Origin of the sequence: Streptomyces rapamycinicus NRRL 5491 (genome assembly GCF_024298965.1) — a bacterium.
Lineage (GTDB): Bacteria > Actinomycetota > Actinomycetes > Streptomycetales > Streptomycetaceae > Streptomyces > Streptomyces rapamycinicus.
This window is the reverse complement of the sequence record NZ_CP085193.1, coordinates 535882-555519: the sequence shown is the minus strand read 5'-3', so window position 1 is coordinate 555519 and position 19638 is coordinate 535882. Positions and strand designations below refer to the sequence as shown.

The window sequence follows — 19638 nt, the reverse complement described above, 5'->3', positions numbered from 1 at the left end:
GGCAGCTGGCGCGCGACGAGGGGAGGACTGATGCGACCATGACATGCGCATGTGTGGCGTGCTCCTTGCGGCTCGGTCGTTCCGGTGGCGTGGCCCGGAAGTGTCCTGCTGTGCGAGTGGAGCAGCTGTGCTGTGTTCGCGATATCGAACAAGGGTCGAAGTATCGAGCAATCTGGATGGTAGGGGACCGGTGGGCGGCGTCAATACCTTTCGCGAGATTCGCGGGCAGCCCGGAGCCTGATCAAGGTGTGCCCGTGGCCCGGTCGCGGGGCGGGGGGAACCAGGCCACGGGAGTACTGGATCAGTAGCCGTAGACCATCTTGTAGGCGGCCTCGGGGAGGAACTGTCCGGCCGAGGAGCCGGCTCCGACACCGCAGTTGCCGTCGGACTCGCCCGGGGTCTTGATCCACAAGAGCATCTCGGCGCCTCCGCCCAGCTGGGTGGGGGCGCCGATACGGCGGCCTGAGGGGTTGCACCACTGGCCGTTGGAGCCGTTGCCGTTGCGGCTGGTGTCGACGACGAACGGCTTGGTGTAGCCGTAGCGGGCGTTGAGTTCACTGTTGACGGCGTTGCCGTAGGCGGTGTTCTCGCTCGTGGTGAAGTAGTTGGAGACGTTGAGGGAGAAGCCGTGGGCCTGTCGAAGGCCGGCTTCGTGGAGGCGCCGGGCCATGGTCGCCGGGTCCGCCCAGCCCGGGTTGCCGGCGTCGAGGTAGACCCAGGTGTTGGGGGCCTGGCGGCTGAACTGGGCGAGGGCGCCGGTGAGCATGCCCTCGCGTTCGTCGATCTGAGCCTGGGTCATGCAACCGTAGTCCCCGAGAGAGTCCGGTTCGAGGACGACGACAGCCGGGCGGTTGGCGATCCCGCCGGCGAACTGGGCGATCCAGGTCGCGTAGGCGGATGGCGAAGCGGCCCCGCCCGCGGAGTGCCCGCCGCAGTAGTCGCGGTTGTATATGTTGTAGGCGACGAGGATGGGCAGTTTGTCCCCATGATCCGCGGCGCCCACGTACGCGCCGGTGGCGGTGCCGATGGTGCCGCTCCAGGAGCCGAACCAGCGGGCCATCGGGGTGTTGGCGATGGAGGCGTTGATCGCGGGCGCCCGGCCGTCGCCGGGGTTGGCGGCGACCCACCTCTTCGCGCTGGAGTCGGGGTCCACATAGAACCCGTTGGTCATGGTGGTCGGGTCGGCCGCGTGGGCGGACGGTGCGATGGCGAGCGCCAGCGGCAGAGCGAAGAGCGCTGTCATCAGGGCGCGGAGTCTGTGGCGCATGACTGTACCTCGGTTTCCTGACAGGGATGTGCCGGACGCTCTTGGTCATGAGCGAGCGACGCGCTGAGGAAGTGCGGTGGTACAACGCCCCCTTGTGCCGACGAATCTCCGGCAGGGACGACAGGTCCGAAGTTCGGTAGCGGGTGTTGGGAGCGCTCCCACTGGGAGCGCTCCCAACAGCACCGAGAGCACCTGGGGTGTGGTCGGTATGGTGTTGCTGGCTGGTCAAGCTGTCAAGGGTCGACGTACAACTCGCCCTTCACAGGGCGAGGACAAGGCTCTACAGTCCCATAATTGGAAGCGCTCCCAGTCCTCCGGTGCCTGAGGGCTCCGTACCCGTCCTCCGTCGCCCACCGGGCGGGCGGCAGCGGCATGAGCCGGGGGAGGCGCATCCCGTCCGATCGAGAGGGAAGGGCTCATGACTCATGGCGGAAGACGCGCCCCGTCGGCAGCCGACGCTCGACGAGGTGACCGAACTCGCCGGCGTCTCCCGCTCCGTGGCGTCCCGCGCGATCAACAACGCACCGCACGTCAGCCGTGCCAAACGCGAGGCGGTCGAGCGGGCCGTCCGGCAACTCGGTTACGTACCCAATCCGACCGCCCGCGCTCTGGCCACCCGCCAGACAGGAGCGGCCGCCCTGGTCGTCTCCGGCGAGGACCCGTCGATCTTCGCGGATCCGTTCTTCGCCCAGGTGATCGTGGGAGCGTCGGCCGCTCTGGAGGAGGCCGACCTGCATCTGATGCTGTGCCTGGCCGCTTCCGACCGGAGCCGCGAGCGGGTGGGGGAGCTCCTCCGGTCCAAGGGCGCCGACGGCGCCATGCTGATGGCGCTGCGTGAGCACGATCCGCTGGCCCATATGGCCGAGGAGGCGGAGATGCCCGTCGTGTTCGGCGGACGCCCGGTCGGTACAACTCCCCGGTGGTACGTGGACGTCGACAACGTCGGTGGAGGGCGCGAGGCGACCGAGTACCTGGTCTCTCGCGGCCGGATTCGCGTAGCCGCGATCTGCGGGCGTCTGGACACCGAGGTCGGACGCGCCCGGTACCGCGGATACCGGGATGCCATGCTGGCGGCCGGCCTCGATCCGCTCCCGCCGCAGGAGGGGGACTTCACCGAGCCCAGCGGAGCCGCCGCCATGGCCGCACTGCTGGCGAACCACCCCGGCGTGGACGGGGTGTTCGCCGCCAACGACAACATGGGCGCGGGAGCGCTGCGCGCGTTGCGCGAGGCAGGCCGAGTGGTCCCCGTCGACGTCGCAGTGGTCGGCTTCGACGACCTGGCCGTCGCCCAGATCGCCGATCCGCCCCTCACCACCGTCCACCAGCCCATAGCGGCTCTCGGCCGGGAGATGGCGCGCATGCTCGTCGCACTCATCAGCGGACAGGATCCCACCCCGCTGATCCTGCCCACCCGCCTGGTCACCCGCGCCAGCGCCTGACGGGCCTGTCCTGACGAGCAGGTCCGTGAGGGGTGGGCCGGCGTTCCGTCGTGCGGACGATCACCGTGTCGGCGAATACCCCGGAGCTCATGCCATGTCGGCCCGCTGCGGCGGGGGTTCTCTCGCGCCAGCCGGAGCGCCGACCTGTCCTCAGCGCGGCCGAGCCATCAGCGAGGACGGCGTCGCGACGCACAACCCCTCCGCCACTCGTACGGCAAGCTGCCTGCGTAGCACCGCGTTCTCGTGGCGGAGCACCAACAGTTCGGCGCCCTTGCCGGCCCACTTGCGCAACAGCACCGCTGGAACGGAAAGCGGCCGCGCACCGGCCCTGGCAAGGACGCGTGACGCGCGCCTGAGCCCGTGATCTCGAAGACTTCAGCCCGTCCGTGCGGGCGGTGTGGCCTCGTGTCGGGCACGGGTGGCGGTGCGTGGGCGGCGGGTGGACGGTGGGCGTCGGCCGGTTTGAGGCGGACAAGGGCGTCGAGGCCGCCGCCGGGTGCGGCGTCCAGGGGACGTCGCCGCCGCCGGCACGGGTGAGCTGCTGGACTATGGGCAGGCCCAGTCCGGTGCCGTCGTGGTAGGCGTCGGCGGCGCGCCAGAAGCGGTCGAAGGCGCGCTGCCGTTCGCTCTCGTTCATGCCGGGGCCCTGGTCGATCACGTGCAGTGTGACGTGCGCCGCTCCAGCGGCTGGCCGCGGAGCGCTCCGAGCGGCCAGATTCAGAACGGGCAGGTGTCCATCCAGCGCGTGACCAGGGACGTGTTGTTCTTGTCGGAGTCACGCACGGCGTCGCACAGGAACGGACTGAAACGGGTGTCGGCGCGCAGCCAGCGGCTGAGGAACGACACGATCCACTTGCCCTGCTTGGCCTTGTTGCCGGATCCGGTCATCGGGCAGAGGTGGTCGCCGGGAACCTCGATGTAGAGCTTCTCGGCCTGGGTCATGGAGTTGTACCAGGGCAGCGCATACCTGTTGCCGGGGGCGGCGACATCGCTTTGACAGGTGAGGAAGAAGGTGGGCTCGGTTACTCCGGAGAAGTTCGGGCTCATATGGAACGGGGCCGTGGGCACGCCCGCCTTGAAGCGGGAGTCGTCGCGGAGGGCCGCCATGACACCGCCGCCCCCCATCGAGTGACCGGCCGCGCCGAGTGTGCCGTTGAGCTTGCCGGAGACCGGGTTGCCGGTGGTGTTGCCGAGCGCGAGCAACTGGGTGCCGGCGGCGCTGATCTGGCGCCCGCGCGATTCGGGATCGTCGGTGAGCGTGTTGGTGCCGACGTTGATCACGACGAAGCCCCAGGAGGCGAGGCGGGGTGCGAGCCATTGCAGGTTCTGCTGGGTGCCCTGATAGCCCGGCATCAGCACGACGCCCGGGTATGACCCGGTGGCTGTCGGGTAGGTGACGGTGCCGGATCCATATCCGCTCGGGTTGGGAACGGTGTAGGCGGCAGTGGCCAGCGGCCCGCTTGCGGCCTCCAGCGAAGCGGTCGTCGGGTCCGGGATCCCGTCCCCGGGGGAGGTGCCGCCACTGGACCCGTACACCTGGAACTCCCACAGCGAGTAGCCATAGGGGGTGCCGCGCTGCATGCCATGGACGCGGACGTACCGGCCACTTCCGGTGACGTCGAGGGTCTGCACGCCACCGGTGCCGGTGACGGTCGAGTGAATGGTGGTCCAGGCGGTGCCGTTGTCCGAGGTCTGGATCTGGAACGCGCGGGCGTATCCGGCCTCCCAGCGCAGGACGATTCGGCTGATGGCGGCGGTGGCGCCCAGGTCGACGCGTAGCCACTGGGGGTCGCTGAACACGCTTGACCAGCGGGTCCCGGTGTTGCCGTCCACCGCCGCGGACGCGGGAGTGGACGTGTTCTCGGTGGACGAGGCGGTCGCGGGTTTACCCTGCGACAGCAGTTCGGCGGCGGCTGCGGTCTTGTCCTGGGACGACGGCACGGCAGCGGCCGTCGGCGGGGCAGAGAGGCTCAGCAGGGCCAGAGCCAGGGCAATGGCGGTGGCCAGTGCGATCAGCACCATTACGGCGCGGGGTCTGGTCCCTAACGGCCACGTCGCGCCGGCCGGACAATGAGATGAGCGCATTGATTTACCTCCGGTGAGGCATGCGGGTACATTTCCGGAAAACGCAGTGCGCCCACACCGTAGGCTCCGGCGTATCTACCGTGAAGCCATTCCTCTGCCCAACGAGCGGATAAATAAATGACTGGGACGCATCAATGGTCCCTCATCGGAGATCACCTATTGCGGGAGGAGCAGCCTACGCACCTCAAGAAGCACCGGTGCGGCGCCAGCACTACATTTTCACACCGAGGCAATAAGTGGACAGGCATGGCTTTCCCGGTCGCCCTGCCTGTGGGGTTCCAGATCAGGGCCGCTGAGTTGACCTGTGCGATGCTGCGTTTGCGCAGGGGGAACTTCCCGTCCCCGTCCCGGATTTCACGAGCGCGGTGGCGCGGTGCTGTCGCGGACGACGAGTTCGGTGGCGAGCTCCACCCGGGTCTGTGCCAGCGGTTGCCCCTGTGCAAGATTGACCACCATCGCCGCTGCGGTGACGGCCATCTCGGTGAGCGGTTGGTGCACGGTGGTCAGTGGTGGCACGGTCCACTGTGCCGGGCGCAGGTCGTCGAACCCCACGACGCTGAGGTCGTCGGGGATGGACAGTCCGGCCTCGGCGGCGGCCCGGTACACACCGAGTGCCAGTGCGTCGTTACAGGTGAACACGGCAGTCGGTGGACTGGGCGGGCGCAGCAACTCGCGTGCGTGCCTGAGGCCGTCCTCCGCACGGTAGTCGCCGATGCGGACGAGGTCGCGGTCGACGAGTACGCCTGCGGTCTCCATGGCGGTCCGGTAGCCGTCCGCCCGGGCGCGGCTGGCGAGGGCGTTTTCGGGTCCGGTGATGACGGCGATGCGTCGGTGCCCGAGCCGTAGAAGATGGCGGGTGGCCGAGAGACCGCCGTTCCAGTTGGTCGCACCCACAGAGGGGGACGCGTGGGCGGGTTCGCCATTGGGGCCGACGAGGACGAACGGGATGCCCCGGCTGCGCAGTTGGCCGCTCTGGGTATCGGCGAGGACGGAGTAGACCTCGATGATGCCTGCCGGGCGCCGGAACAGGACGTCCTCGACCCAGCCGCGTCCGGGGGTCAACCGGCCTTGCAGCTCGGAGATCACCACTGCGAGCCGGTGCTCGCGCGCCACCTGCTGCACGCCCTTGATGATCTCGACGTGGTACGCGTCCCGGATCTGGCGGAAGACGAGTTCCAGTGCGGGGGCGGGGCGGGAGGCCCGCTTCTGCCTGCGGTGCCCGTGGCTGCGAATGATCTCTTCGATCCGAGCGCGGGTGTCGGACGCGACGTCCGTCCGCCCGTTGATCACCTTGGAGACCGTGGCGACGGAGACCCCGGCGTGCGCCGCTATCTCCGCGGTGGTCAGCGGCCCAGCGGCCAGGCCATCGAGAGCGAGCCTCTGATTTGTAGAGGACATGCCAGGAAGCCCAGGTCCAGAGCGAGCGAGCCATCGCAGAAACCGCCGCTGGCCGTACGCCGTGCTGGCCGGGGCGGTCGTCCTGGGCGGCTCCCTGCTGGGTCCGCAAGCACTCTCCGAAGACGCCACCGCCGCCCCGGCCGTCAAGGCGTGGCCGGACAAGGCCGACGGGTTCGCTTCCCTGGGCGGCGGCACCACCGGCGGGGCCGCGGGCAAGACCGTCACCGTCACCTCCTTCGCCGAACTGGAGAAGTACGCCACCGCCCAAGACCCCTACGTCATCAAGGTCGGCGGGACGCTCAAGTACCCGACGATGGGCAACGAGGTGCGCGTGGCCTCGAACAAGACGGTCATCGGTGCCGGAACCAAGGGAGAGATCGTCGGCGGAGGCTTCTTCCTCAAGAAGGGCGTCAGCAACGTCATCATCCGTAACCTCACCATCCGCGACACCCGGATGCCGGACGACGACCCGGACGACGACAGCTACGACTACGACGCCATCCAGATCGACACCGCCGACCACATCTGGATCGACCACAACCGCCTGGAGCGGATGAACGACGGCCTGATCGACAGCCGCAAGGACACCACGAACCTGACGGTGTCCTGGAACATCATCAATGAGAACCACAAGACCTTCGGAATCGGCTGGACGGACAACGTCACCTCCCAGGTGACGATCCATCACAACTGGTGTGGCACCCAGTCCCGCAACCCGAGCATCGACAACGTGGCCAACGCCCACCTGTACAACAACTATCTACAGAACACCGGCAGCGGAAACTGGTCGCGGGGCAAGTCCAACACCGTGATCGAGAACCGCGGTCTGTATCCCGCCTCGTGGACGCCCACGCCGGTGCGAGGGAAAGCGGATGGCGGAGGTGACGGCGATGCGATTGGCGGAGACTGGAACCCTGATACGTAGTTGGCGGAGCCCATCGGGCGTGGCCGGTACGGGGAGCACACGGGGCGCGCCGGATGGGTCGGATCGGTAGGACGGGACATATGTTGGACGCGGTCGAACGCGGGCTGCTGCAAGCGCTCCAGATCGATGGGCGGGTCGCGTTCTCGCTGGTCGGTGCGGTGCTGGGGGTCTCGGACCAGACAGTGGCGCGCCGGTACGCGCGGCTGCGGAACGAGGCGGGCGTTCGGGTGATCGGTGCGGTGTGGCCGGAGGCGGTGGGGCGGCAGTTGTGGCTGGTGCGGGTGCGGTGCGTACCGGAGGCGGTGGCGGGGCTCGCGCGAGCGCTGGCGAAGCAGGCGGAGACGACATGGGTGCAGATCGCCTCGGGAGGCGCGGAGGTCCTGTGCATGGTTCAGGCGGTGACGGACCCGCCGGCGGCGGAGTCGACCGTGCTGTCTCGCCTGCCCCGCACGCCCCGGGTCACCGGGGTGAGTGCGCACCGCGTGCTGCACCCGTTCTTCGGTGGAAGTGAGAGTCCGCTGACGAAGAACGGGCCGCTCACGGCGGAGCAGTGCGCGCAGCTGTCGCCGCCGGCGGCGAAACGCGTGTCCGGGCCGGTGGAACTGTCGGCGGAGGACAACGCGTTGCTGGAGGCGCTCGCGCTGGACGGGCGGGCCGGGTTCCGGTCGCTGGCCACGGCGACGGGCTGGTCGCAGACGACCGTGCGGCGGCGGCTGGCAGAGCTGCGCTCGGGCGGGGTGGTGTACGTCGACGTCGACGTCGACCCGGCGTTGCTGGGGTCGTGGACGTCGGCGGGGCTGTGGCTGACGGTCGCGCCGGGTGAGCTGGCGGCTGCGGGTGAGGCGCTGGCGGAGCATCCGCAGGTGAGCTTCGCGGCTGCCACCACCGGCGTGTCCAACCTGTACGCGAGCGTGCAGTGCCCCACTGGCACGGCGCTGTACGAATACCTGACGGGCCCGGTGGCGGCATTGCCCGGGCTGCTGTCGGTGGGGACCGCGCCGAGTATGCGGGTGGTCAAGGGGGCGTCTCCGGTCGTCGGATAGCGCCGCGTACGAGGCCCTGCGTGTCGGATAGCGCCCACTGGGGCGGTGTTTCTGCCGCGGGGCTCAGCGCGAGGGGATTGTGGCGGGGCACGAAAACACATCGCTCCGAGAAAGAACTCCCGATGCCGAACGCATTCGACCCGATCTCCATCGGACCGCTTACCCTGCCCAACCGGGTCGCCATGGCCCCGCTGACCCGCCGCCGCGCCTACGGCGACGGCCTGTCGGCGACCCCGCTCATGGCCGAGTACTACCGGCAGCGCGCGACCGCCGGGCTGATCGTCGCCGAAGCCGCCCAGCCCAGTCATGTCGGCCAGGGCTACACCGACACCCCCGGCCTGCACGACCCGGCGCAGGTCCTGTCCTGGCGCCCGGTCACCGACGCCGTGCACGACGCGGGCGGCCGGATCTACACACAGCTCATGCACGCCGGCCGCAACAGCCACCCCGAACTCCTCGGCGGCGGGCTGCACCCGCTCGCGCCGTCCGCGTGTGCCGCCGAAGGCGTCGTGCGCGTCCACGGCGGCGAACCGGCCGTGCGCAAGCCGTACCCGATACCGCAAGTCCTGACCATGCGGGGCGTCGCGGATACCATCGCCGACTTCGCCGATGCGGCCGCGAACGCGATCGACGCCGGGTTCGACGGTGTCGAACTGCACGGAGCCTACGGTTACCTCATTCAGCAGTTCCTCTCCGGCAACGCCAACCGCCGCACCGACCGCTACGGCGGCAGCGTCGCCGGGCGCGTCCGGTTCCCGCTCGACCTCGTTGACGCCGTCGCCGCGCGCATCGGATCCGAGCGGCTCGCACTGCGCATCTCCCCTGGCTGCACCGCGTTCGGCCTCGACGAGCCGGACCTGCACGAGCTCTACCTGACCCTGGTCGACGGTCTGCCACGCGACCTGGCCTACCTGCACGTATTCGAGTTTCCGGGCCACCGCGACCTCACGGTGAAACTGCGGGAGCAGTGGGCAGGAGCGTTCATGCTCAATCCGCACGAGACTCACCACGACTGGCCCGCCGGCCCCCGGCAACTGCGCCTGGTCGACGACGGGCTGGCGGACATCCTCTCGTTCGGGACGCTGTTCATCTCCAACCCCGACCTCGTGCACCGCCTCCGCCTCGGCGCGCCGCTCGCCGAGGCCGACGAGACCACGTTCTACCGCGGCGACCACCGCGGCTACACCGACTACCCCTGCCTGGGGGAAGTCCTCTCGTGACCGCTGTCCGGCTCCACATACGCCAGCTTGATCTTCACCGGAGATCCTCCCCTTTGGCCGGGTTCGGTGCGTGTGTGCCTCCTCAGATTGCGTCGTACGTTTGGACGAGGACTGGACGTCCGGTGGACACGGCCGCGCCGGGCCTCTGTCAGGGCACTTCCGGCCCGCGGTACTCGCTCATCGCGTCGATGAGCCAGCGCGCCAGGTGGTCGGCGAACGAGGATCGCGGGAGGAGCCGGTACGTCGGCGCGTCGTCGATGTGCCAGAGCAGCACCGGGACGGGGCCCACCGTGGTCGACACCGCCCGGCCGGGGCCGAAGGCCCGGGGGTGCAGGTCCAGTCGGCAGCCCTTCTCCAGCACCTGGCGGGCGGCCGGCCCGCTCAGCTCCAGCGTGGTGCGGTTCGCGGAGACGTCCACGACCGAGCCCGGGTCTCCCGCGAGTGCCTGCCGCAACTCGGCGGTGTCGATGGGCTCTTCGGACAGCAGGAGCCAATCGTCGGGGCCGAGCCAGACGGCCGTGTGGGGGCCGGACGTGGTGGTGTGGCCGCACTGGTGGGGGAGCGGCACCCCCAGGGTCTTCTCCATCCGGCCGGCCGCTTCGGAAGTGGGGTCGAGGCGCAGGTTCACCATGGTGAGGAACGGGCGCTCGGCCAGCGTGACGCCACGGGCGCCGGTGACGGCGGCCGCGCGCATCCGGTCCGCCAGATGTGCCAGGGGGCTGGTACGCAGCGCCACCGGGCTCGTGTCGGTCTGCTCAGCCATCGCGCTTGGTCCCTTCGGGGTCGTAGAGCACGGGGTCGGTGACCTGGACGGGGACGAGGTCGTCGCCGACGGGGGCGAGGAGTGTGTCCCCGACGCGGTCCCGGCCGGCGGTGACCAGGGCGAGGGCGAACGGACGGCCCAGCGCCTGGCTGTGGTAGCTGGAGGTGACATGGCCGAGCATCGGCACCGGCCCGGCCCCGGGGGTGACGGGCACGTTCGGCGCGATGAGCTGGGTGCCCTCGGGCAGCCTGGTGCTGCGATCGCTCGGCACCAGGCCGACCAGGTGCTTGCGGTCGGTGCGGGAGGTGTCGGGGCGGGAGTACGAGCGCTTGCCGATGAAGTCCTTCTGCTTGGAGACCACCCAGGACATTCCCGCGTCCTGCGGGGTGACGGTGCCGTCGGTGTCCTGGCCGACGATGATGTAGCCCTTCTCGGCCCGCAGGACGTGCATGGTCTCGGTGCCGTACGGGGTGATGTCGTACGGTCGGCCCACCGCGTACACCTCCTCCCAGACCGCCGGGCCGTACCACGCCGAGACGTTGATCTCGTAGGCCAGTTCGCCGGAGAAGGAGATCCGGCAGATGCGGGCCGGGATACCGGAGGCGAGGGTGGTCTCGCGGAGGGCCATGAAAGGGAACGCCTCGTTCGAAAAGTCGACGTCGGGGGCGAGATGGGCCACGACCTCGCGCGACTGCGGGCCGACCACGGCGATCGTCGCCCACTGCTCGGTCACCGAGGTGCAGTGGACGTCGAGCTCGGGCCACTCGGTCTGCAGCCACTCCTCCAGCCAGTCCAGGACTCCGGCGGCGCCGCCGGTCGTGGTGGTCATGAAGTAGCGGTTCTCCTCGAGGCGCAGCGTGACGCCGTCGTCGAAGATCATGCCGTCGGGCTTGCACATCACGCCGTAGCGGGCCATGCCGGGCCTGAGCTTCTTGAAGCCGTTGGTGTAGACGCGGCCCAGGAACTCCCCGGCGTCCCGGCCCCAGATCTCGATCTTGCCGAGGGTGGAGGCGTCCATGAAGGCCACCCCCTCACGGGCGGCTCGGCACTCGCGGGCCACGGCCGTGTCCATGTCCTCCCCGGGCCGGGGGTAGTACCAGGGGCGCTTCCACTGCCCGACGTCCTCGAACACCGCCCCCTGGGCGACATGCCAGTGGTGGATGGAGGTCATGCGCTCCGGGTCGAACAGCTCACCGCGCTCGCGCCCGGCGAGGGCGGCGAAGGCCACCGGTGTGTAGGGCGCCCGGTAGGCCGTGGTGCCGATCTCTCCGGGGGACGCGCCCGCGCCGAGGATCTCGGCGATCACACCGATCGCGTTGACGCCGGAGGTCTTGCCCTGGTCGTTCGCCGTGCCGAGCGACGTGTAGCGCTTGACGTGTTCGACACCGCGCATGCCCGAACCGGTGGACCGCCGGACGCCGGCGACGGTGGCATCGCGCTGCAGGTCGACGAAGTGGGTGTCCCAGCCGCCGGGTCCGCCCTCGGGGGCGGGCACCAGCCACAGCGCGCGGATCGGGCCGCCTCCGGCCCGCGTGTTCTCGGGCGACGGCAGGGGGACCGGGAACCCGGCGTCCGTCGCGGCCCGCGCACCGGCCAGCGCGCCGTCGGCCAGACAGCCGTCGAGGTCGTACGTCCCCCGGGCCGCGCCGACGACCCGCTGGTCCCGTACGGTGCCGTCGGGCACGAACGCGACCAGGTCCGCGTCCCAGCGCAGCCTGCCCTGGCGCTGGCTGTGCAGATGCACCACCGGGCTCCATCCGCCCGAGACGGCGAGCAGGTCGCAGTCGAACGACTCCGGGCCGCCGGTGAGCTGACCCTCCTCGTCGAGGGCCTGGACGGTGACGCCGGTGAGCCGGCCGCCGCCCGCGGTGCCGACCACCGCACTGCCCGTCAGCACCCGTACCCCGGTCGCCGTGGCGACCTCGGCGGCCCGGCGGGACAGCTCGGGACGCGCGTCCACGACGGCGGCGATGCCGATCCCGGCGGCGTGGAGATCGGCGACCGTGTCATAGGCGCTGTCGTTGGTCGTGCTCACCACGGCCCGCGAGCCGGGAGCCACGGCGTAGCGGTTGACGTACGAGCGCACGGCCGCGGCGAGCATCACCCCGGGCCGGTCGTTCCCGGCGAAGACCAGCGGACGTTCGTGGGCGCCGGTCGCCAGGACCACCTGGCGGGCCCGGATGTGCCACAGCCGCTGGCGCGAGACGCCCTCGGAGGGGCCGGGCGCGTCGGCTCCGAGGTGATCGGTGCGCCGCTGCACGGCCAGCACATAGTTGTCGTCGTAGGAGCCGAACGCGGAGGTGCGGCGCAGGACGACGGCCTCCGGGGCGGCGTCGAGCGCCGCGTGGACCTCGGCGACCCACTCGAGGGCGGTCTGCGCGCCGACCCTCTCGGCGCGCCCGGACAGCAGCGAACCACCGGGCTCGGGCTGGTCGTCGAGGAGGATCACCCGGGCGCCGGAGCCGGCGGCAGCGGCGGCGGCCGCGAGCCCGGCCGGTCCGGCGCCGATGACCAGGACGTCGGTGTGGACGTACTTCTTGTCGTACACGGCGGGGTCGGGAGTGGGATCGAGCCGCCCCATCCCCGAAAGGGTGGTGGCGGACAGACCTTCGTACAGCTCGACCGTCGTCGCCGGAAGCATGCCCTCCGAGCATGAACCGGCCAGTTGCACCAGGGCGTTGGGCTCCTCCACACCCGCGGCGACGATGCCGCGCGGGCGGCCGCGGTAGATCGACGGGGCGACCTCGGCGACCCCGTTCGCCAGCATCGCCGAGGCCACGGTGTCTCCGGGGTGCCCGGTCAGCTCCCGTCCGTCGACGGTGAACCGCAGCACGGTGCCGCGCTCGATACGGCCCCCTTGCCGGAGCCGACAGTGCTGGTCGGGCTGGCGGGGCTGGTCGGTCATCGGTTTCCTCCGGCCTGGGGCAGTTCGGGGCGGGGCGCGTCGAGCCGGTAGGAGGCCAGCACCTCGTAGCTGACGGTGTCGCGCAGGACGTTGAACCAGCGGCGGCAGCCGGTGCTGTGCGTCCACCGCTCGGCGAAGGGGCCCTTGGGGTTGTCCCGGTAGAAGACGTACGCGGCCCACTGCTCGTCGTCGAGGTCGGCGGGGCGTTCGGGGTAGGGGACATGGGCCTGGCCCCCGTAGTGGTACTCGGCCTCGTCGCGAGGACCGCACCATGGGCAGGTGATCAGCAGCACGGTGTCCCTTCTCTCAGCGGGCTCTCAGCGGGCTCTCGGTGGGTCTCTCAGTGGGTGCTCAACCGGTTCTCAGCCGGTTCTCAGTGGGCCACGGCCGCGGCGCCGTGTTCGTCGATCAACGCGCCCGTCGCGAAGCGTTCGAGGGCGAAGGGGGCGTTCAGCGGATGCGGCTCGCCCGTCGCGATGGTGTGCGCGAAGGTCCAGCCGGCGGCCGGGGTGGCCTTGAACCCGCCGGTGCCCCAGCCGCAGTTGACGTAGAGGTTCTCGACGGGGCTGGTGCCGACGATGGGGGAGGCGTCCGGGGTGACGTCGACGATGCCGCCCCAGGTCCGCAGCACATGCGCGCGGGCGAAGACGGGGAACAGCTCGACGGCGGCGGCCATCTGCTGCTCGATGACGTGGAAGGAACCGCGCTGCCCGTAGCCGTTGTACGAGTCGACGCCCGCGCCCAGCACCAGTTCGCCCTTGTGCGCCTGGGAGACGTAGACGTGCACATGGTTCGACATGACCACGGTCGGGTGCACCGGCTCGTGCAGTTCGGAGACCAGCGCCTGGAGCGGATGGGACTGCACCGGCAGCCGGAAACCGGCCAGTTCGGCCAGCACACTGCTGTGCCCGGCGGCCGCGAGGCCGACCCGGCCCGCGCGGATGCGGCCACGGCTGGTCTCGACGCCCACCACCCGGTCGCCGTCCTTGAGGAAGCCGGTGACCTCGCACCCCTGGATCAGGTCCACACCCATGGCGTCGGCCCGGCGCGCGAGCGCCCACGCGACGTGGTCGTGCTTGGCGATACCGGCCCGCGGCTGGAAGGTGGCGCCGAGGACCGGATACCGGGTGCGGGGCGAGACGTTGAGGATGGGGCAGACCTCGGCCACCTCGTCCGGCGCCAGCCACTGGGCGTCCACGCCGTTGAGGCGGTTGGCGCCGACCCGGCGCACGCCCTCGCGGACGTCCTGAAGGGTGTGGGCGAGGTTGAGGACGCCGCGCTGGCTGAACAGGAAGTCGTAGTCCAGCTCCGCCGGCAGCCCCTCCCACAGCTTGAGCGCGTGCTCGTAGATCGCCGCGCTCTCGTCCCACAGGTAGTTGGAGCGGATGATCGTGGTGTTGCGCGCCATGTTGCCGCCGGCCAGCCAGCCCTTCTCCAGGACGGCGATGTTGGTGATGCCGTGGTTCCGGGCGAGGTAGTAGGCGGTGGCCAGGCCGTGGCCGCCCGCGCCGACGATGACCACGTCGTACGAGGAGCGCGGCTCGGGGTTGCGCCAGAGGAAGTCCGGGTGCTCCGGCAGCGGCTGGGCGGTCATGCCGCGTCTCCGTTCAGGCGGGGGTAGAGGGGGAAGGCGGAGGCGAGCTTCTCGACCCGGTCGCGGAGCAGGCCCGTGCGCTCGTCGTCGAGCCGCTCGTCCTTCAGGGCCTGGGCGATGATGTCGGCGACCTCCCGGAACTCGGTCTCGCCGAAGCCGCGGGTGGCCAGGGCCGGAGTGCCGATCCGCAGTCCCGAGGAGACCATCGGCGGGCGGGGGTCGAACGGCACCGCGTTGCGGTTGACCGTGATGCCGACGCGGTGCAGCCGGTCCTCGGCCCGCTGCCCGTCGAGCGTGGAATTCCGCAGGTCCACGAGGACCAGATGGACCTCGGTGCCGCCGGTCAGCACCGTGATCCCGGCCTCGGCCACATCGTCGGCCAGCAGCCGTCCGGCGAGGATGCGGGCGCCGTCCAGGGTGCGCCGCTGGCGCTCCTTGAACTCCTCGCCCGCCGCCACCTTGAAGGCCACCGCCTTCGCCGCGATGACATGCTCCAGCGGACCGCCCTGCTGGCCCGGGAAGACCGCCGAATTGATCTTCTTGGCCAGGCCGGCACGGCTGAGGATCACCCCGCCGCGCGGGCCGCCGAGGGTCTTGTGCGTGGTGGTCGTCACGACGTCGGCGTACGGCACCGGGCTGGGGTGGAGGCCCGCGGCCACCAGCCCGGCGAAGTGCGCCATGTCCACCATCAGATACGCGCCGGCCTCGTCGGCGATCCGGCGGAACGCGGCGAAGTCCAGCTGTCGGGGGTAGGCCGACCAGCCCGCGACGATCATCTTGGGCCGGTGGGCGAGCGCGAGCCGCTCGACCTCGTCCATGTCGATGCGCAGATCGGACTCGCGCACGTGGTACGGCACGACGTCGTACAGCTTGCCGGAGAAGTTGATCTTCATGCCGTGGGTCAGATGGCCGCCGTGCGCGAGGTCGAGGCCGAGGATGGCGTCGCCGGGGGAGAGCAGGGCGAACATCGCGGCCGCGTTGGCCTGGGCGCCCGAGTGCGGCTGGACGTTCGCCGCCTCGGCGCCGAAGAGCTCCTTCACCCGGTCGATGGCGATCTGCTCGACCACGTCGACGTGCTCACAGCCGCCGTAGTAGCGGCGGCCGGGGTAGCCCTCGGCGTACTTGTTGGTCAGGACCGAGCCCTGGGCCTCCATGACCGCCGCCGGGGCGAAGTTCTCCGAGGCGATCATCTCCAGGGTGGACTGCTGGCGGTGGAGTTCGGCGTCGACAGCGGCGGCGACGTCCGGGTCGAGTTCGCTGAGCGGGAGGGTGAGAGGGGAGGCGAATGTGCTGGTCGACGGAGTGATTGCCATCTGTGCACCATCCTGAGAGCCAACTAATGGGCAACTGATATATCAGCCTCTGCGGTAAGGTATGAGAGCTTGCGAGACAGGTCAAGGGGGCATTTCATGCAGCAGGTGGCGACCGAACCCGCGGGCGAGGAGCTCTCCCTCGCCGAGCGCGCCTACCGCGCCATCCGCGACCGGCTCGTCATGCTCGAAATCCGCCCGGGCGCGCCGATCAACGAGGACCAGCTGGCGCAGTCCCTCGGCGTCGGGCGCACACCGGTGCGCGAGGCGCTCAAGCGGCTCCAGTACGAGCGGCTGATCACGACCTACCCCCGGCGTGGCACCTTCGCCACCGAGGTCAACATCACCGACCTGGCCCATATCTCCGAGGTGCGCCAGGAGTTGGAGCCCCTGGCCGCCGCCCTGGCCGCGCGGCGTGCCACGGCCGCGGACCGTGCGACCCTGACGGCCGCCCTGCGGGAGCTGGCGGGCGCGGATTCACCTCAGCGCGACGCCGCCGAGCTGATGCGCCTGGATCTCCAGGTCCACCGCGCGATCTACGCCGCCACGCACAACCCGTACCTGGAGGACACGCTCGTCCGCCACGACAACCTGGCGACCCGCATCTGGTGCCTGTTCATCGACCGCCTCTCCGACATGGCCGGTCACATCGGAGAGCACGGGCCGTTGATCGAGGCGGTCGTCGCCGGTGACCCCGACAAGGCGGCACAGCTGGCCCACAGCCATGTCGAGGGCTTCGAACGGGCCATTCGCGCCGCCATCTGAGATGGACGCCGAGCGTCCGCGGCGTCCGTCCGCATTCAGTGCGCGGCGCTCCGCGCGTCCTCCCGGTGCAGCCGGGGCCTGCCCGCCGGCGTGGTCCACAGGTGCGGGGCGACGTCGTCCTCGGGGAGCTGGGCGATCATAAAACGGACACAGCGTTCGATCTTGACCCGCCACAGGCGGGCCGCCTCGTTGCCGTCGGCGTTGCGCAACGCGTCGAAGACGGCGGTGTCCTCGTTGGCGGAAGGTCCGCGATGCGCGCGAGCGCGTCCTGGGACCGCAAGTCGACTTCGCGGATGCGGACATGATCGCCGTCCCGGGCGGCGGCCCGGACCTCCGCCAGGGCCTCTGACACCGGAGTGAGGTGGTCGCGGCCGAGCATGGCGACCCGGCGGATGAGCAGCGCTCCGAGGCTGGCGCGCAGCGCGTAGAGGTCGAGGACGTCCTTGGCCGTGACGGCGGGGACGGCGGTCGCACCGCCCGGGAGCGGGTCGAGCATGCCCTCCTCGGCCAGTGCCCGCAGCCCCGCGCGGACGACCCTGCGGGACAGCCCGAGGCGCTGCTCATCCGCCGGGTCGCCATGGGACCCACGGGGTGACCGGGGGCGCGCCTCCCGAGCGTTCGAGTCGTTATCAGAGCCGCAGATGGCCGGGGCGGCGTCGTACGGCGGCCGTGGAACGGCGATCCGGGTGAAGGGGGCCGCGGAGGCGGTCCAGGTGGTGGACCAGGTCAGCAGCGGGTCGCGGAGACGGGGCAGGTCGGGCGCGGGCTCGGAAGGGAGCTGGGCATCGGCGGCGAGGAGGCGTCGCGTCTCGTCGGTCCAGGCCGCCGGGCCGGGCGCGTGGTGCCAGCGCGGGCGGGCGGACACCCCGGCCGTGTCCGGTGCTCCAGGGGCGCCGTGGCCGTCCGCCGGTATCCCATGCGTCAGCAGGTGCACGCTCGCCTCGGCGCCCGCCGCCGACCGCACCCGCTCCAGAAAGGCGCCCAACGCGTCGGGGTGGTCCGGCCGGGGCGCGTCCTGAGGGTGCCGCTCGCCCCGCAGCTCCGCGAAGGCGCAGGCCACCCCCAGTACGTGGGGCGGGTTGTGCGCAGGGCGCTGTGCGGCCGTCGGGCACACCGTGAAGCCGCGGTGTGCCCGACGGCCGTCTGCCGTGCGGGCGGTGTCGTGCTCTGTCCGCACGGAGTTTCCGCGGGGTCAGTGGGCGGCGGCGTTCTCCACGACCTCGGTCTCCGGGGCTGCCTCGGTGTCGGGTTGGAGGGGTGCGGTGTTCTTCGGGCCGCGCAGGGCGACGTAGACGAGCAGTGCGGCCATAACGGCGGCGCCGATCCACATGGCCTGCTGCCAGCCGTCGACGAAGGACTGCTGCGTGGCGTGGATCAGGTCCTGTGGGCGGCTGCCGGTGTTGGGCGCGACCTCGATGGCGTTGGCGATGCCTTCGCGGGCGGTGTCCGCAGCACCGGCAGGGATGCCGTCGAGCTTGTCGTCGATGGCGCTGCGGTAGCCGTTGGCCAGGAGCGCGCCGAGCATCGCGACACCCAGGGCGGTGCCGAATTCGCGGGTAACGTCGTTGAGAGCGGAGGCGACGCCTTGTTTGGCGCGAGGCAGGGAGCTGGTGATGGCCTCGGTGGAGGGTGTCATCGACAGGCCCATGCCGATCCCCATGGCGAGCATGCCGGCGAGGATGGACAGGTAGCCGCCGTCGACGGAGACGAACAGCGCCATCAGCGCGAGGCCGAGGGTGGCCAGGGCGACGCCCACGGCCATGGTGGAGCGGGCGCCGATCTTGGCGGCCATCTTGGGGGCCAGGCCCGAGGTCATCATCATCATGACGGCCATTGGCATCATCGCCACGGTCGACAGCAGCCCGGACCAGCCCAGCACGGCCTGGAAGAACGGGAAGAGCACGACGGCGATACCCGCCTGGACGCCGAAGACGACCAGCAGTGTGATCGATCCGCTGGCCAGACCGCGCTCACGGAACAGGCGCACATCCAGCAGCGAGGCATCACGGCGGTGCAGCTCCCAGGCCACGAAGGCGATGGCGGCGATTACGCCGACGCTGAGACTGATCAGGGTGATGGGGGCGGTCCAGCCTCGTTCGGGGCCTTCCTGCAGGACAAAGATGAGACCGATCACGGCGATGGTGGAGACCAGCGCACCGATGGTGTCGAACGAATGGGTAGAGCGTTCGCGGGAGTTGGGCACTGATTTCAGCGTCATCGCCAGCGCGACGACGACCAGGATCACGGGCAGCACGAACAGCCAGCGCCAGTCGGCGACATCGACCAACAGGGCGGAGAGGAACATGCCCAGGATGCCGCCGCCTCCGGCGACACCGGTCCATACGCCGATCGCCTTGCCCCGCTCCTCCTCAGGGAAGGTGGAGGTGATGACGGCCAGCGTGATCGGCATGATCATCGCGGCGCTGATACCGGCCGCCACACGGGCGCCGATCATCACCGCGGCCGACGGGGCCAGGCCGGCGACGACGCTGGCGGCACCGAAGATGATCAGCCCGGTGATCAGCATGGGCTTGCGGCCCAGCCGGTCACCGATCGCACCGAGCGGCAACAGCAGGGCGGCCAGAGCGAGGGTGTAGATGTTGATGATCCACAGGACGGTGGTCTGCGAGGCGCCCCATTCGACCGCCATGTGGGTCTGGGCGACGTTCAGCCCGGACACGGATGCGATGACGGCCATCAGCGCGATCGAGACGGTGATCAGGATCGCGCGCAGCTGACGCGCATCCGGCGTGCCTCCGCCGCTGACCGGCGCGGCCGCCGTCCGAGGAGGCTGGTCCGTACTCATGATTTCCCTCCAAAAGGGCATGCGGAATCGGCGCCGGGACAGGACCGGTCGCCAAGTTGGTGAGGTGGTGACCCGCTCACCGCGCGGACCGCTGGATCGCGGTCGCGCGGTTCTTCAG

At 70.5% G+C, this 19638-nt stretch carries 16 protein-coding genes and 1 pseudogene; 5 read left to right on the top strand and 12 right to left on the bottom strand.

Features of this window, described 5'->3' with window-relative positions; translation table 11 throughout:
- Window positions 1–301: 301 nt before the first annotated feature.
- Entirely contained in the window at window positions 302–1267 is a 966-nt protein-coding gene (locus tag LIV37_RS02465) for a glycoside hydrolase family 6 protein (RefSeq protein ID WP_020865514.1), read from the bottom strand.
- A gap of 425 nt (window positions 1268–1692) precedes the next feature.
- Between LIV37_RS02465 and LIV37_RS02460 the strand changes: the two genes are divergently transcribed.
- Complete coding sequence (locus LIV37_RS02460; RefSeq protein ID WP_020865513.1) at window positions 1693–2706, top strand: LacI family DNA-binding transcriptional regulator; 1014 nt, start codon at window positions 1693–1695, stop codon at window positions 2704–2706.
- Between the two features lie 150 nt (window positions 2707–2856).
- Here the strand turns inward: LIV37_RS02460 and LIV37_RS52000 are convergent, their stop codons facing one another.
- The 4 genes and pseudogenes from LIV37_RS52000 to LIV37_RS02440 form a co-directional block, all read right to left on the bottom strand.
- Window positions 2857–3003, bottom strand: a complete 147-nt coding sequence (locus LIV37_RS52000) for a hypothetical protein (RefSeq protein ID WP_309471126.1) — start codon at window positions 3001–3003, stop codon at window positions 2857–2859.
- Window positions 3004–3265: 262 nt separating this feature from the next.
- A pseudogene (locus LIV37_RS52450) lies at window positions 3266–3343 on the bottom strand (hypothetical protein); the annotation flags it as partial.
- 80 nt (window positions 3344–3423) lie between these two features.
- On the bottom strand, window positions 3424–4728 hold the full coding sequence (locus LIV37_RS02445) for a poly(ethylene terephthalate) hydrolase family protein (protein ID WP_121825896.1): 1305 nt from the start codon (window positions 4726–4728) through the stop codon (window positions 3424–3426).
- 417 nt (window positions 4729–5145) lie between these two features.
- Window positions 5146–6189 carry a LacI family DNA-binding transcriptional regulator gene (locus tag LIV37_RS02440; RefSeq protein WP_020865512.1) on the bottom strand — a complete coding sequence of 348 codons (1044 nt, stop codon included), beginning with the start codon at window positions 6187–6189 and terminating at the stop codon, window positions 5146–5148.
- On the opposite strand from LIV37_RS02440, the gene LIV37_RS02435 reads away from it, so the two are divergent.
- The 3 genes from LIV37_RS02435 to LIV37_RS02425 all read left to right on the top strand — a co-directional run bounded on the left by LIV37_RS02435 (window position 6188) and on the right by LIV37_RS02425 (window position 9377).
- Window positions 6188–7114: a pectate lyase family protein gene (locus LIV37_RS02435; protein ID WP_121825897.1), complete on the top strand. Its 927-nt coding sequence runs from the start codon at window positions 6188–6190 to the stop codon at window positions 7112–7114. The two genes, LIV37_RS02440 and LIV37_RS02435, sit on opposite strands and share 2 nt — an antisense overlap.
- 80 nt (window positions 7115–7194) lie before the next feature.
- Complete coding sequence (locus tag LIV37_RS02430; RefSeq protein WP_020865510.1) at window positions 7195–8157, top strand: Lrp/AsnC family transcriptional regulator; 963 nt, start codon at window positions 7195–7197, stop codon at window positions 8155–8157.
- Window positions 8158–8279: 122 nt separating this feature from the next.
- Complete coding sequence (locus tag LIV37_RS02425) at window positions 8280–9377, top strand: alkene reductase (RefSeq protein ID WP_020865509.1); 1098 nt, start codon at window positions 8280–8282, stop codon at window positions 9375–9377.
- A 148-nt stretch (window positions 9378–9525) separates the two neighbouring features.
- Here the strand turns inward: LIV37_RS02425 and LIV37_RS02420 are convergent, their stop codons facing one another.
- The 5 genes from LIV37_RS02420 to glyA form a co-directional block, all read right to left on the bottom strand.
- Window positions 9526–10140: a sarcosine oxidase subunit gamma gene (locus tag LIV37_RS02420; RefSeq protein ID WP_020865508.1), complete on the bottom strand. Its 615-nt coding sequence runs from the start codon at window positions 10138–10140 to the stop codon at window positions 9526–9528.
- A complete protein-coding gene (locus tag LIV37_RS02415) occupies window positions 10133–13045 on the bottom strand; it encodes a sarcosine oxidase subunit alpha family protein (RefSeq protein ID WP_020865507.1) in 2913 nt (970 codons plus the stop codon). Before LIV37_RS02415 ends, LIV37_RS02420 begins: the two co-directional genes overlap by 8 nt.
- Window positions 13042–13338 carry a sarcosine oxidase subunit delta gene (locus LIV37_RS02410; protein ID WP_020865506.1) on the bottom strand — a complete coding sequence of 99 codons (297 nt, stop codon included), beginning with the start codon at window positions 13336–13338 and terminating at the stop codon, window positions 13042–13044. The genes LIV37_RS02415 and LIV37_RS02410 overlap by 4 nt, the downstream gene beginning before the upstream one ends.
- Before the next feature lie 80 nt (window positions 13339–13418).
- Window positions 13419–14639 carry a sarcosine oxidase subunit beta family protein gene (locus LIV37_RS02405; protein WP_020865505.1) on the bottom strand — a complete coding sequence of 407 codons (1221 nt, stop codon included), beginning with the start codon at window positions 14637–14639 and terminating at the stop codon, window positions 13419–13421.
- Entirely contained in the window at window positions 14636–15952 is a 1317-nt protein-coding gene (gene glyA / locus LIV37_RS02400) for a serine hydroxymethyltransferase (protein WP_020865504.1), read from the bottom strand. Before glyA ends, LIV37_RS02405 begins: the two co-directional genes overlap by 4 nt.
- 96 nt (window positions 15953–16048) lie before the next feature.
- Here glyA and LIV37_RS02395 point away from each other — a divergent pair, with 96 nt between their 5' ends.
- Entirely contained in the window at window positions 16049–16714 is a 666-nt protein-coding gene (locus tag LIV37_RS02395) for a GntR family transcriptional regulator (RefSeq protein WP_020865503.1), read from the top strand.
- A gap of 136 nt (window positions 16715–16850) precedes the next feature.
- Here the strand turns inward: LIV37_RS02395 and LIV37_RS02390 are convergent, their stop codons facing one another.
- Window positions 16851–17891 (bottom strand): GntR family transcriptional regulator, encoded by a 1041-nt coding sequence (locus tag LIV37_RS02390; RefSeq protein WP_158634954.1) that lies wholly within the window; start codon window positions 17889–17891, stop codon window positions 16851–16853.
- A gap of 15 nt (window positions 17892–17906) precedes the next feature.
- Entirely contained in the window at window positions 17907–19520 is a 1614-nt protein-coding gene (locus LIV37_RS02385; protein WP_020865501.1) for an MFS transporter, read from the bottom strand.
- Window positions 19521–19638: the final 118 nt, after the last annotated feature.

Bases quoted from the DNA above. Each gene is read 5' to 3' on its own strand.
- LIV37_RS02430 (WP_020865510.1), top strand. From the start codon at position 7,195: ATGTTGGACGCGGTCGAACGCGGGCTGCTGCAAGCGCTCCAGATCGAT.
- LIV37_RS02405 (WP_020865505.1), bottom strand. From the start codon at position 14,639: ATGACCGCCCAGCCGCTGCCGGAGCACCCGGACTTCCTCTGGCGCAAC.
- LIV37_RS02460 (WP_020865513.1), top strand. From the start codon at position 1,693: ATGGCGGAAGACGCGCCCCGTCGGCAGCCGACGCTCGACGAGGTGACC.
- LIV37_RS02435 (WP_121825897.1), top strand. From the start codon at position 6,188: ATGCCAGGAAGCCCAGGTCCAGAGCGAGCGAGCCATCGCAGAAACCGC.
- LIV37_RS02385 (WP_020865501.1), bottom strand. From the start codon at position 19,520: ATGAGTACGGACCAGCCTCCTCGGACGGCGGCCGCGCCGGTCAGCGGC.
- LIV37_RS02415 (WP_020865507.1), bottom strand. From the start codon at position 13,045: ATGACCGACCAGCCCCGCCAGCCCGACCAGCACTGTCGGCTCCGGCAA.
- LIV37_RS02445 (WP_121825896.1), bottom strand. From the start codon at position 4,728: ATGGTGCTGATCGCACTGGCCACCGCCATTGCCCTGGCTCTGGCCCTG.
- LIV37_RS02440 (WP_020865512.1), bottom strand. From the start codon at position 6,189: ATGTCCTCTACAAATCAGAGGCTCGCTCTCGATGGCCTGGCCGCTGGG.
- LIV37_RS02395 (WP_020865503.1), top strand. From the start codon at position 16,049: ATGCAGCAGGTGGCGACCGAACCCGCGGGCGAGGAGCTCTCCCTCGCC.
- LIV37_RS02465 (WP_020865514.1), bottom strand. From the start codon at position 1,267: ATGCGCCACAGACTCCGCGCCCTGATGACAGCGCTCTTCGCTCTGCCG.
- LIV37_RS02425 (WP_020865509.1), top strand. From the start codon at position 8,280: ATGCCGAACGCATTCGACCCGATCTCCATCGGACCGCTTACCCTGCCC.
- LIV37_RS02420 (WP_020865508.1), bottom strand. From the start codon at position 10,140: ATGGCTGAGCAGACCGACACGAGCCCGGTGGCGCTGCGTACCAGCCCC.
- glyA (WP_020865504.1), bottom strand. From the start codon at position 15,952: ATGGCAATCACTCCGTCGACCAGCACATTCGCCTCCCCTCTCACCCTC.